Annotated in this window: 12 protein-coding genes; 9 read left to right on the top strand and 3 right to left on the bottom strand. The window is 73.3% G+C overall.

Features of this window, described 5'->3' with window-relative positions; all coding sequences use genetic code 11:
• Window positions 1-758 (bottom strand): ALF repeat-containing protein (locus ACFCY1_RS23680; protein WP_375875969.1); only part of this gene is annotated, 758 nt, incomplete at its 3' end.
• A gap of 14 nt (window positions 759-772) precedes the next feature.
• Window positions 773-1,075, bottom strand: a complete 303-nt coding sequence (locus tag ACFCY1_RS23675; RefSeq protein ID WP_375875968.1) for a hypothetical protein — start codon at window positions 1,073-1,075, stop codon at window positions 773-775.
• A gap of 69 nt (window positions 1,076-1,144) precedes the next feature.
• Here ACFCY1_RS23675 and ACFCY1_RS23670 point away from each other — a divergent pair, with 69 nt between their 5' ends.
• From ACFCY1_RS23670 to ACFCY1_RS23630, 9 genes are all read left to right on the top strand, one after another.
• The gene (locus tag ACFCY1_RS23670) at window positions 1,145-1,636 is read left to right on the top strand and encodes a hypothetical protein (protein WP_375875967.1); all 492 of its coding nucleotides are present in this window, start codon (window positions 1,145-1,147) and stop codon (window positions 1,634-1,636) included.
• Window positions 1,637-1,686: 50 nt separating this feature from the next.
• On the top strand, window positions 1,687-2,205 hold the full coding sequence (locus ACFCY1_RS23665) for a hypothetical protein (protein ID WP_375875966.1): 519 nt from the start codon (window positions 1,687-1,689) through the stop codon (window positions 2,203-2,205).
• A gap of 49 nt (window positions 2,206-2,254) precedes the next feature.
• Window positions 2,255-3,925: a trypsin-like serine protease gene (locus tag ACFCY1_RS23660; RefSeq protein WP_375875965.1), complete on the top strand. Its 1,671-nt coding sequence runs from the start codon at window positions 2,255-2,257 to the stop codon at window positions 3,923-3,925.
• Between the two features lie 376 nt (window positions 3,926-4,301).
• Window positions 4,302-6,125 (top strand): ABC transporter transmembrane domain-containing protein, encoded by a 1,824-nt coding sequence (locus tag ACFCY1_RS23655; RefSeq protein ID WP_375875964.1) that lies wholly within the window; start codon window positions 4,302-4,304, stop codon window positions 6,123-6,125.
• Window positions 6,122-7,885: an ABC transporter ATP-binding protein gene (locus tag ACFCY1_RS23650; protein WP_375875963.1), complete on the top strand. Its 1,764-nt coding sequence runs from the start codon at window positions 6,122-6,124 to the stop codon at window positions 7,883-7,885. The genes ACFCY1_RS23655 and ACFCY1_RS23650 overlap by 4 nt, the downstream gene beginning before the upstream one ends.
• Window positions 7,886-8,116: 231 nt before the next feature.
• Window positions 8,117-9,025, top strand: coding sequence for an ABC transporter ATP-binding protein (locus tag ACFCY1_RS23645; RefSeq protein WP_049652929.1), 909 nt, complete (start codon window positions 8,117-8,119; stop codon window positions 9,023-9,025).
• A gap of 11 nt (window positions 9,026-9,036) precedes the next feature.
• Window positions 9,037-9,777 (top strand): ABC transporter permease, encoded by a 741-nt coding sequence (locus ACFCY1_RS23640; RefSeq protein WP_049652927.1) that lies wholly within the window; start codon window positions 9,037-9,039, stop codon window positions 9,775-9,777.
• Between the two features lie 4 nt (window positions 9,778-9,781).
• The gene (locus ACFCY1_RS23635) at window positions 9,782-11,065 is read left to right on the top strand and encodes a sensor histidine kinase (protein WP_117490458.1); all 1,284 of its coding nucleotides are present in this window, start codon (window positions 9,782-9,784) and stop codon (window positions 11,063-11,065) included.
• Window positions 11,062-11,685 (top strand): response regulator transcription factor, encoded by a 624-nt coding sequence (locus ACFCY1_RS23630; RefSeq protein ID WP_049652923.1) that lies wholly within the window; start codon window positions 11,062-11,064, stop codon window positions 11,683-11,685. The genes ACFCY1_RS23635 and ACFCY1_RS23630 overlap by 4 nt, the downstream gene beginning before the upstream one ends.
• A gap of 75 nt (window positions 11,686-11,760) precedes the next feature.
• On the opposite strand, the gene ACFCY1_RS23625 is transcribed toward ACFCY1_RS23630, so the two are convergent.
• Window positions 11,761-12,567, bottom strand: a complete 807-nt coding sequence (locus ACFCY1_RS23625) for a thioesterase II family protein (RefSeq protein WP_049652921.1) — start codon at window positions 12,565-12,567, stop codon at window positions 11,761-11,763.
• Window positions 12,568-12,571: the final 4 nt, after the last annotated feature.

Raw genomic sequence — 12,571 nt, 5'->3', positions numbered from 1 at the left:
TGCGCGATGTACTGGCCGACCGCCAGGAAGTCGCGCACGTCCTCGATCGACCCGTTCAGCGCCGCACGCGCCGCCGCCTGGGTGTTCGTGCCGCCCGCGCTGAGGATCTGCACCAGCTTGAGCCGGTCGTCGGAATCCTTTGCCGGGAACTGTCCCTCGGTCAGGAACCGCTGCAGGTCGTCGCTGGTATTGCTGCGCAGCGCCGCGTCACCGGCAGCCTGCAGGTTGCTGCCCGCGCCCATCGCGGGGTCGGTGAGCCGGGTGATCGTCAGCCGCCGGTCGGCGTCGAGAGCCGACTTCCAGCCGCTCTGCAGGAAGGCGCGCAACCCCGCGGGAGTGCCCTCGATCGCCTTGTCCGCCGCCTCGCGGACCTTCGGCCCGCCCACGCTGGAGATCTGCGTGGCCGCGAGCAGGTCGTCCAGGCGCTGGGCGCCGGCGAGGTCGTTGTCGACGAACTGCTTCACGTCCTGGTCGGAGCCCGCGAGCGCGGCCTCGGCGAGCTCGTGGACACGAGGACCGCCGCCGAGCCATGCCTGCACGGCACGCTCGCGGGCGCTCGGCTGGGCCTGCCCGCCGGTCGGCTCGACGGCCGAAGCCGTCTGGATGCCCGACCCCACCAGCCCCGCCGTCAGAGCCAGCGGCAGCAGGCCCAGGGAGAGCCTGCCCAGCAGCGGCGGCCTTCCCCTCCCCCGCCCCCGTGACCGGGATATCGAATGGTGCATCAGAAAACCTCCACTGTCGGCATCGGCCGGATTCACGGCCGCAGCGGAGCCTACGTCAGATGACGGTACGACAGAACGTTCACGAAGTCAGAAAGTTGCTCGAAAAGCAGCCAATGAAACACCTGCCAAAGGGCAAAGCCAAGCAAATACAACCGCATCACCGATAGGCACCCAACCACTGGGAAAGCATGACATTCTGCCTGGCCAGAGCCTAGAAAGTGCTTGTCGAGCCGCCAGCCCATCTGGTTCGATGGCCCGGATTCCGGCTGCGGCACCGAAGGCGTCGATGCGGCAACTTCGGCTACTTCCACCGGCAATGACGTCTCGTCATTGCCGGTTGGTTCGCCCACCATTCAGGCCGGTCACCCGATTCCGCAGATCCGCCCGTCAGGGCAACACCAGATGAACGAAAAGGATTAGGCATGGCAAAGCGCTTGTCCCGCTTGCTCGTTGGCGCTGCGGTCGCCGTGGCCGCCACGCTCGGCGCCACCGCACTGGCCTCCGCCGACGGCACTCCGGCGGACAACTCGGCCGCGCCGGTGGCGGTCGAGGACTTCAACTACCCCGGCCCGGCGCCGTACCCCAACGTCAAGCTGCTGCGCGGCGACGGCCACATCGTGCTGTCCGACTGCGCCGTCGACAGCCAGATCAGCGTGTTCAGCTTCGACCTGCCCAACGCCGGCGGCAACCAGATCTGCTTCCGCGCCACCAGCACCACCGGCTACCTCGCCCTGGAGGTGCCCAACGTGTTCCGCATCCGCACCGACGCCTACTCGCTCAACGCCAAGCTCACCAGCGTCGACGGCGCGCAGAGCGTCGACATCGCCAAGGGCACCGCCCTCCCCGTCGGGATCGGCAGCGGCTCCGGCAACGGCAAGCCGGCCGCCCTGCTCGAACTGCGCGTCACCGGCTGACCAGCACCGGCCCGTACCGCTCCCCGCTCACCTTCCCGATGGAGCCCCAGGTGACCCACACCCCCCTCCGCACGGCCGGAAGGACCGGCCGCGCCACCGCAGGCCGGTGGCTGGCCGCCGCCGCCGTGACCGCCACGGCCCTCGCCGGCGCCACCACACTCGCCGCAGCCGACACCACCCCCGCCGACAACTCCGCCGCACCGCCCGCGGTCGAGGACTTCGCCTACCCCGGCGCCGCCGCCATCACCAAGGTGAAGCTGCTGCGCGGCGACGGCCACATCCTGCTCGGCGAATGCTCCAAGCCCAACCAGATCCAGGTCTGGACCATGGCCCCGGGCAACCCGGACAACCAGATCTGCTTCACCGTCTCCGGCACCACCGGGTCGCTCACCCTCGAGCTGCCCCAGGTCTTCGCCATCCAGACCTCCGGCGGCCACGCGGTCCGGGCCGGCCTCACCGACGGCACCACCCAGCAGACCCTCGACGTCCCCAAGGACGGCTTCCAGCCGGTCGGCAAGGGCAGCAACGGCAACGCGACCAGCCTCCTCGAACTGACCGTCACCGGCTGACAGCCACCCGCGCATCCACCTCCCACCTCTCACCTCCGGGAATCCCCCTATGCCTCGCAACTCCTCGACCCGCAACCTGCGGGCCGGCGCCCTGGCCACCGTCCTCGCCGCCGGCGCCCTGACCACCCTCGCCACGCCCCCGGCCGGCGCCGTGGTCGGCGACGCGGCCGCCAACGACACCTACGCCTACACCGCGCACCTGGCGATCGGCGACAACCTGCGGGCCTGCACCGGCACGCTGGTCGACCGCAGCTGGGTGCTCACCGCCGCCTCCTGCTTCTCCGACGACCCGGCGCAGCCGCAGGCCCTGGCGGCCGGCAAGCCGAAGTGGAAGACCACCGCGACCATCGGCCGCACCGATCTGACCACCGGCGCCGGCAAGACCGCCGAGATCGCCGAGCTGGTGCCGCGCGCCGACCGCGACCTGGTGATGGCCCGTCTGGCCACGCCCGTGGACGGCATAGCCCCGCTGCGGATCGCCACCGCCGCGCCCGCCACCGGGCAGTCGCTGCGCGTGCCCGGGTACGGGCGCACCAAGGACGAGTGGGCGCCGCTGAAGCTCCACACCGGCGCGTTCACCCTCGACACCGTGAGCGCGACCGGCATCGGCACCACCGGTACCGGCGGTGCGGCGGTCTGCAAGGGCGACACCGGCGCCCCCGTGGTCCGTACGACCAACGGCAAGGCCGAGCTGCTCGCGGTCGCCTCCCGCTCCTGGCAGGGCGGTTGCCTGGGCGTGCCCGCCACCGAGACCCGCACCGGCGTCTTCAGCTCCCGGGTCGACGACATCGCCGGCTGGGTGCAGCAGACCCGCGCCAAGGCCATCGGCTGGAAGACCCAGGCCCTGGTGCGCAGCGACACCAACCTCTACGCCGCGACCCGCCTGTACGACGGTTCGTGGACCCCGTACCAGGACGTCCAGGCCGCGGCCGGGAACATCGGCGGCGTCCGCGCCGTCACCTCGGCCGGCATCGACACCAACACCCACGTCCTGGCCCTGGGCGGCGACGGGCACCTGCACCACGCCATCCGCAGCCTCGACGGCAGCTGGGGCCAGAAGTTCATCGACGTCAACGCCAACGTCGCCGACCTCGGCAACATCACCCAGATCGCCGCCACCCCCGTCGGCGCCGATCTGCACATCGTGGTCGTCGCGAACGGCATCCTGTTCCACACCGTCCGCTACGGCAACGGCCAGTGGAGCGGGTTCAAGGTGGTCACCGACAACACCGGGCCGCTCAACGGCATCACCGCCATCTCCGCCGGCGGAACCGCCTCCGGGGACCTGCACATCGCCGCCGTGTCGGGCGGGAAGGTCTACCACACCCGGCGCAACGCCAGCGGCGCCTGGTCCCTCTGGGGATCGGTCTCCGACGTCGCCGGCGCCACCGGGCCGGTGACCTCCGTCGCCGTCACCCGCCAGAACAACGACCTCGACCTCGCCACCGTCGCGAGCGACGGCCAGTACCACACCCTGCGTTACGCCTCCGGCGACTGGTCGCGGATGAACTCCCTCGTCGACGTCATCGGGAAGGTCACGGGCACCGGCATCAGCGCCGCCACCGTCGACACCGACGCCCAGTTCGCCGTCACCACCAACGACAACAAGGTCATCCTGACCGCCCGCCACCTCGATGGCACCTGGGCCGACCCCGAGTACCTCGACCTCACCGCGATCCCCGGCAACCACACCGGCACCGTGATCACCAGCTCCATCTGATCCACGGCCTGTCGGCGGGCGTCCTGGTGCGGGAGCGGACCACCGTCCCGCACCGGGGCGCCCGCGTGCCGGTGTCCGACGGACCGTCACACCTCGGTCAGCTGAGGGTGGTCGGGCAGTCCGATTTCCGGACAATCCTCCTCGGCCCGTTCACGTGCGGACTTCTTCGAGTACGGTGGCATCCCGGCAGCTCGGCGGCCGAATGCTCCGGCGGCGCCGGCACGCGGGCGGCGCCGTGACCGCTTCCGGGCGCCACCCCGCCGTCGGTGTGCGGCAGTTCGCGTCCGGGGCCGGCCGTCTCCGCCGGAGTCCGACAGGGCAGCGCCGCCAGGACGTCGTCCCGGGGCCCGGTGAACCTGCCCAAGGACGGAGCGCGATGACCGACGGACCGGACCTGCCCACGGGTACCCGCCGGGTCCCGTACACCGACCCCGGAACGCCCGACCACCGGAGCCCGCTGCGGTACCTCTGGTGGCTCGTGTCGATGCAGCGCAGGCGGGTGCTGCTCGGCGCGACCTGGGGGAGCCTGTGGATGTGCGCGCTGATGCTGCCGCCGTACCTGATGTCGCGGACGATCGACGACGGGCTGCGCGCGCGGGACACCGGGGCGCTGGTCGGCTGGGTGGCGGTGGTCCTCGCGGTCGGGGCGCTCATCGCGGTCCTCGGCATGCTGCGGCACCGCACGATGACGTTCATCCGGGCCGACGCCGCCTTCCGGACGGTCCAGGCCGTCACCCGCCACGTGAACCGGCTGGGGACGACGCTGCCGCGCCAGGTGTCGGCCGGCGAGCTGACGCACCTCCAGGCCGGTGACACCGGCCGGATCGCCCAGACGCTGACCATCACCGGGCCCGGCGTCGGCGCGGTGCTCGCGTACCTCGCCGCCGCCGTCCTGCTGGTCCGGATCTCCCCCGTCCTGGCCGCGGTGGTCCTGCTCGGCGTCCCGCTGCTGGCCGTGGTCATCGGTCCGCTGATGGGGAGGCTGCACGGCGCCGAGGGCCGCTACCGCGAGGAGCAGGGGGCGCTGACCGCCCTGGCCGGCGACCTGGTGGCCGGGCTCGGGGTACTGAACGGCATCGGCGGCAAGCCGATGTTCGCCGGGCGCTACCGGCAGCGCTCCCGGGCGCTGGTGCCGCTCGGCTACCGGGTGGCCTCGCTCACCAGCTGGGTGCAGGCGGTGGGCGCCTGCCTGCCCGTCGTCTTCCTGGCCGTGGTGACCTGGCTCGGCGCGCGGATGGCGGCGGCCGGAGACATCACGGTCGGCGAACTGGTCGCCGTCTACGGGTACGTGGCGGCCCTCCTGGCACCGGTCTCGTTCTTCGTCGAGGGCGCCGACGACCTCCCGCGCGGCCTCGTCGCCGCCCGCCGCGTCATCGACATCCTGGCGCTGCGGCCCGAGTCCTCCGGCGAGCGCACCCGCACGGCGCCGCCCGACGGTCCGGCGGAGCTGCACGACCCGGAGTCGGGCCTGGTGCTGCGCCCCGGGCAGGTCACGGCCCTGGTCTCCGCACGGGCCGACGAGGCCCGCGCCGTGGTGGACCGGCTGGCCGGCTACACCCCGTCCGGCGCCACCTGGGGCGGGGTCGAGGTCTCCGCGTGGGAGACGGCCGCGCTGCGCCGGCACGTCCTGGTGTCCGACAACGAGTCCTACGTGTTCGGCGGCACCCTGGGCTCCGCGGTGGCGGTCCACGGCGGGCGCACGGCCGCGGAGATCGGGCGCGCGCTGCACGCGGCGGCGGCCGAGGACCTCGTCGGCCTCCTGCCCGGCGGCCTGGACGCACCGCTCCAGGACCGCGGCCGCAACGTCTCGGGCGGCCAGCTCCAGCGGCTGCGGCTGGCCCGGGCCCTGCTCGCCGACCCCGAGGTGCTGCTGCTCGTCGAGCCCACCTCGGCCCTGGACGCGCTCACCGAGGCCGCCGTCGCCGCCCGGCTCGGCGCCTTCCGCGCCGGCCGCACCACCCTGGTCGTCGGCACCTCCCCGCTGGTCCTCGGCCGGGCCGACCGGGTCTGCCACCTCGTGGACGGCAGGGTCCGCGCCACGGGCACCCACGGCGAACTCCTCGCCACCGAGCCCGCCTACGCGGCACTGGTCCTCCGCGGCGACCCCGACGCCCGCCCGGACCCCGACGCCCGCCCCGACGCCGAAGCCCGCCCCGAGGCCGACGCCACCGCAGAGCCCCGGGAAGGAGCATCCCGATGAGCCACGACCACGACGACCCCCACCGGCTCCCCGTCGCCGACCGGGCGACCGTACGGCGGGCCGTCCGGCGCCTGCTCGTCGACGACGGCCGGGCGATGTGCGGGGTCCTCCTCCTCACCTGCCTCGCCGCCCTGGCCGGGGTCGCCGCGCCGTGGTACCTCGGCCGCATCGTCACCCGGGTCGAGAACGGCGAGCTGACGGTCGGCCAGGTCGACGTGCTGGCGGCGGCGGTGCTCGGCTTCGCCCTCGCCCAGCTGCTGCTGACCCGCTTCGCGCGCTACTTCTCGCACCGGTTCGGGGAGCGCGCCCTGGCCCGGCTGCGGGAGGAGGTCGTCGACCGGACGCTGGCGCTGCCCGGCCGGTACGCGGAGCGGGTGGGCACCGGCGACCTGGTGACCCGCTCCTCCCTCGACGTGGGCACGGTGGCCGCCACCCTGCGCAACGCGGCCCCGGACGTCTTCATCGCCGCGGTCCAGGTGCTGTTCGTCCTCGGCGCCGCGCTCCTGCTCGACCCGCTGATCGGGCTGTGCGCGCTGGTGAGCCTGCCGGTCGTCTGGGCGGTGGGCCGCTGGTACCTGCGCCGGGCCCGGGACGCCTACCTCGCCGAGGGCGCCGCCTACGGCGGTGTCGCCGAGGCGCTCAACGCGACCGCCCACGGCGCCCGCACCGTCGAGGCGTTCGGGCTCGGCCCCCGCCAGGACCTCGCCGTGGACCGGGCGATCGACACCGCCTACCGGGCCGGCGTGCGCACCCTGTTCCTGCGCACCGTACTGTTCCCCGTCACCGAGTTCGCCCACGCGCTGCCCACGGCGCTCGTCCTGCTGGTCGGCGGCCTCGGCTACCTCGACGGCGCGGTGGGCCTGGGCACGGTGGTGGCCGGCAGCCTGTACATGTGGCAGCTGGTCGACCCGCTCGACCGCGCCCTCAACTGGATGGAGCAACTGCAGCGCAGCGGCGCCTCGTTCGCCCGTATCAAGGGCGTCGGCCTGGTGTCGGAGGATCCGCCGGTGCTCGACCGGCGGCCGTCCGACGACCGGATCGAGGTCCGCGGCGTCCGGTACGCCTACCCGGGCTCGCCGGACGTGCTCAAGGGCATCGACCTGGTGGTCCGCCCGGGCGAGCGGCTCGCGGTCGTCGGCCCGTCCGGCGCCGGGAAGTCCACCCTCGGCAGGCTGCTGTCCGGGGTCGACGCCCCGGACGCGGGACACGTCCGGGTCGGCGGCGTGCCGGTCGCCGACCTGGCGGCGGCGGGCGGCCTGGGCGACCGCATCGTCCTCATCACCCAGCAGCACCACGTGTTCATGGGCACCCTCCGGGACAACATGACCATGGCGGCCCCGGACGCCGGTGACGAGGAGATCCTCGCCGCGCTCGCCCTGGTCGAGGCCGGCTGGGTGCACGACCTGCCGGGCCGGCTGGACTGCGCGCTCGGGGCCGGCGGCGTCGAACTCGACGCGGCGCAGGCCCAGCAGCTCACCCTCGCCCGGGTCCACCTGGCCGACCCCCACACCCTGATCCTCGACGAGGCGACCTCCCTGCTGGACCCGACCACGGCGCGGCAGGCCGAGCGGGCGATGGCCGCCGTGCGCTCGGACCGGACGGTCGTCTCCATCGCCCACCGGCTGCAGACCGCCCACGACGCGGACCGCGTCGCCGTCATGGAGTCCGGCCGCATCGTCGAGCTGGGCACCCATGACGAACTGGTCGCCGCCGGCGGGTCCTACGCGGCGCTGTGGCGGTCGTGGAACGGCGAGGGCTGACCTCCCCCCGGCGGTAACAGGAGGACGGTTCACGGGGGTTCCGCCGGACCGGCCCGCGTGGCACCCTGGAGGATCCGGCGCCCGGGCCCGCTGAGCAGCAGCGGGCCCCGCCGCAGGCCCCGCTGAGCAGCCATCAACCGATCGGTTGATGCCGGGCATCCACCGCCGCCCGCCCCAGGTCTGGCCGTCCAGTCGATCCGGCGGACCGGGGCCGACTGCCAGGCTGATGCCATGGCAATCATCGAGGTGGACAGCCTCGTCAAGCGCTACGGCGACAACTCCGTGCTGAACGGGGTCAGCTTCGCCGTCGAGCAGGGCGAGATCTTCGGCATCCTGGGGCCCAACGGGGCCGGCAAGACCACGACCGTCGAGTGCATCGAGGGGCTGCGCACCCCGGACGGCGGCACCATCAGCGTCTGCGGCATCGACCCGCAGCGCGACACCGGCGAGCTGCGGCAGCTGCTCGGCGCGCAGCTGCAGGAGAGCGAGCTGCCCGACAAGCTCAAGGTCGGCGAGGCGCTGGAGCTGTACAGCTCCTTCTACCGCCAGCCGGCCGACTGGCGCGAGCTGGCCGAGATCCTGAACCTCACCGGCAAGCTCGGCACCCAGTTCCGGCGGCTGTCCGGCGGGCAGAAGCAGCGGCTGTCGATCGCGCTCGCGCTGCTCGGCACCCCGAAGGTGGCGGTGCTCGACGAGCTCACCACCGGCCTCGACCCGCAGGCGCGCCGCGACGTGTGGGGCCTGATCGAGCGCATCCGCGACCGGGGCGTGACGATCCTGCTGGTCACGCACTTCATGGAGGAGGCGGAGCGGCTCTGCGACCGGCTCGCCGTGATCGACACCGGGCGGGTCATCGCGATCGACACCCCGGGCGGCCTGGTGTCGCGGGTCGACAAGGGCCAGCGGATCCGGTTCCGGCCGTCCGGGCCGCTGGACGAGACCCGGCTGACCGCGCTGGACGAGGTCACCTCCGTCGAGTGGGCCGGCCCGCAGATCGTCGTGACCGGCAGGGGGGACCTGCTGCTCGCGGTGACCACCCTGCTCGCCGGCCAGCGGATCACCGCACTCGACCTGCGGGTCGAGCAGAACTCGCTGGAGGACGCGTTCGTCGCGCTCACCGGCCGCCCCGTCGAATCCTGAGGAGTCCCACCGTGTCCCCCCTGCTCCGGCTCACCGCCACCGAGACCAAGCTGTTCCTCCGCGAGCCGATCGTCGTGTTCTTCGCGCTCGCGTTCGCCCCGATCCTGCTCGTCGTGCTCGGCCTGATCCCCTCGATGCGGGCGAACAGCCCCGAGCTCGGCAACGTGCGGCCGATCACCCTGTACCTGCCGATCGTCGTGTCGATGGGCATCGCCCTGTTCGCGCTCAGCGGCCTGTCCCAACTGTTCGCCTCGTACCGGGAGAAGGGTGTGCTGCGGCGCATGCGGACCACCCCGGTCAAGCCGGGTGTGATGCTCGGCGCGCAGCTGCTGATGGCCACCGTGCTGTCCGTGGTGACGATGCTGGTCATGCTGACCATCGGCAAGCTGGCGTTCGACGTCGACCTGCCCCGCAAGCTGCCCGCCTACCTGCTCAGCTACCTGCTGGTGGCACTGGCGATGTTCGCGGTCGGCCTGCTCGTCGCCGCGCTCGCGCCGACCGGCCGGAGCGCCAGCGCGATGGGTTCGCTGGTCTTCTTCCCGCTGGTGTTCTTCGCCGGCCTGTGGCTGCCGCGCGCCAAGATGAACGATGTCCTGCTGACCATCAGCGACTTGACTCCGCTCGGCGCCGGCGTGCAATCATTGCAGGACACCACCGCCGGGCACTGGCCGCAGCTGATCCACCTCGCCGCCATGCTGGGGTGGACGATCGTGGCCGGCGGACTGGCCGCGCGATACTTCCGCTGGGAGTAGAGGGTTGAGCATCGAGGCCGAGCTGCGCGCCGAGTTCGATCACTGGGAGCGTACGGAGACCGCGGCCTTCAAGGCACTCCCGTACGTCCTCCTGGCGATCAGCACCGTGATCACGCTGCTGCAGCTGGTCTGGCGGGTGCCGATGCACTTCACGCTGGTGCTCGGGCTCTCCGCCGCCGCCGCGCTCTGGATGCTCTGCTTCCGCACGCTGCGCCCGGAACGGCGGCAGAACCGCCGGCTGATGGGCGTGTACTACACCGGGCTGATGCTGCTGGCCGCCGCCCTGGTGGGCGTCGCGCCCTGGTACGGGCTCTTCACCTTCGTCGGCTACCCCCAGGCCTTCAAGTACCTGCGGGGTCGCCGGCGGTACGTCGGCGCCGCCGTCACCGCGATGATCTCGGCGGCGGCGTTCATGGGGGGCGTGGCCGGCATCAACGACGCCCACATGTGGTGGGCGTGGCTGGCCGTCGGCCTGATCTCCGCGGTGCTGGCCGGGGCGCTGTTCTACTTCGTCGAGATGGCCGACCATCGCAACGACAAGCAGAAGCAGGCCCTCGTCGAACTGCACGAGGCCAACGCCAAGCTGGAGGCCGCGCTGGCGGAGAACGCCGCCCTCCACGCCCGGCTGATGGTCCAGGCCCGCGAGGCGGGCGTCCTGGACGAACGCCAGCGGATGGCGCGGGAGATCCACGACACCCTGGCCCAGGGGCTGGCCGGCATACTGACCCAGCTCCAGGCCGCCGAGCAGACCCTGGACGAGCCCCCGACGCTGCGCCAGCACCTGGCGAACGCGACGAACCTGGCCCGCGAGAGCCTCGTCGAGGCCCGCCGGACGGTCCACGCGGTGGAGCCGGCGGTGCTCGCCGAGGCCCGGCTCCCGGACGCGATCGGCGACGTGGCCCGGCGCTGGTCGGAGATCAACCACATCGACGCGGTGCTGACCACCACCGGCGACGCCCGGCCGATGCACACCGAGGTCGAGGTGACGCTGCTGCGCACCGCGCAGGAGGCGCTGGCCAACGTGGCCAAGCACGCGCGGGCCGGCCGGGTCGGCCTGACCCTGTCGTACATGGAGGACCTGGTCACCCTCGACGTGCGGGACGACGGCGTGGGCTTCGATCCGAGCGCCAAGCGGGTCAACGGGTCCGCCAGCGGCGGGTTCGGGCTCCTCGGCATGCGCCAGCGGGTGCAGCGGCTCGCCGGGCGGCTGGCCATCGAGTCGGAACCGGGGGGCGGGACGGCGATCTCGGCGGCCGTCCCCGCCATCCCCGCGGGAGGTGCGGAATGATCACCCTGCTGATCGTCGACGATCATCCGGTGGTGCGGGACGGGCTGCGGGGCATGTTCCGGGCCGACCCCCGCTTCGAGGTGCTCGGCGAGGCCGGTGACGGCGCGGAGGCCATCGCCGCCGCGGAGGAGCTGCGGCCCGACGTGGTCCTGATGGACCTGCGGATGCCGAGGACCGACGGGGTCACCGCCATCAAGGAGCTGACCAAGCGCGGTGTGCCCTCGCGGGTGCTGGTGCTCACCACGTACGACACGGACAGCGACGTGGTGCCCGCCATCGAGGCCGGCGCCACCGGCTACCTGCTGAAGGACGCGCCGCGGGAGGAGCTGTTCCGCGCGGTGGAGGCGGCCGCGCAGGGGCAGGCGGTGCTCTCCCCCTCGATCGCGACCCGGCTCATGGGCCAGGTCCGACGGCCGGCGCCCGCGCCGCTGTCGGCGCGCGAGTTGGAGATCCTCGAACTGGTCGCCCAGGGGACGACGAACCGCGAGGCCGCGCGGAAGCTCTTCATCAGCGAGGCGACGGTCAAGACCCACCTCCTGCACATGTACGCCAAGCTCGGGGTCAGCGACCGGGCGGCGGCGGTGGCCGCCGGGTTCTCGCACGGCTACCTGACGCCCTGACCTGCGCCCCTGCCGGAGTGCTCCGCGGGTGCCGCCCGGACGGTTCGACCCGTCCGGGCGGCACCCGCGCCCGTGTCACCGTCCGCCGGAGGACGCGCGCGGGGCGTCGACGGCCTCGGCCAGGTGGCCGTCCAGCAGCCCGATGACCCGCGGCATCTCCTCGGTGAGAAAGAAGTGCCCGCCGGGGAAGACCTGGAGGTCGAACCCGCCGGTGGTGTGGGCCCGCCAGTCCTCCGCCTCGGCGACCGAGGTCTTGGGGTCGCGGTCGCCCGTCAGGGAGGTGATCGGGCAGCTGACGACGGCGTCCGCGCCGGCCCGGTAGGTCTCGATGGCGCGGTAGTCGGCGCGCAGCGCCGGCATCGCGGCCGCCATCAGGTCCGGGTCGTCGAGGACGACGGACGAGGACCCGTCCAGGCGGCGGATCTCGTCGGTGATCGCGTCGTCGCCGAGCAGGTGCACCCCCTCGGTCGGGCCCAGCCCGATCGCCGGGCCGCGCCGGCCGGAGACGACCAGGCGGGCGGCGGGCCGGCCGGCGGCCTCGCAGCGGCGGGCCACCTCGAAGGCGACGACGGCGCCCATGCTGTGGCCGAACAGCACCAGGGGCAGCTCGGGCTGCCGGGCCAGCACCTCGTGGATCCGGTCGGCCAGGACGTTCAGGTCGGCGATCGGCTCCTCCCGGCGGCGGTCCTGACGGCCCGGGTACTGGACGGCCAGGACCTCGACGCGGTCGGCGGCGGCCAGCGCGTACGGCACCGGGCGGTAGAACGGGGCGGTGCCCCCCGCGTGCGGGAAGCACACCAGGCGGGCGGCGGGCGCCTCCGTCCTCCGGTAGCAGCGCAGCCAGAGGTCGTCGTCGGCGGTGGGGTCGGGTCGGGCGGACATGGTT

It is taken from the genome of Kitasatospora sp. NPDC056273, from assembly GCF_042268845.1.
In the GTDB taxonomy this organism is placed as follows: domain Bacteria; phylum Actinomycetota; class Actinomycetes; order Streptomycetales; family Streptomycetaceae; genus Kitasatospora.
The sequence above is the reverse complement of the archived record's forward strand: the minus strand, read 5'-3'. Positions and strand labels throughout refer to the sequence as shown.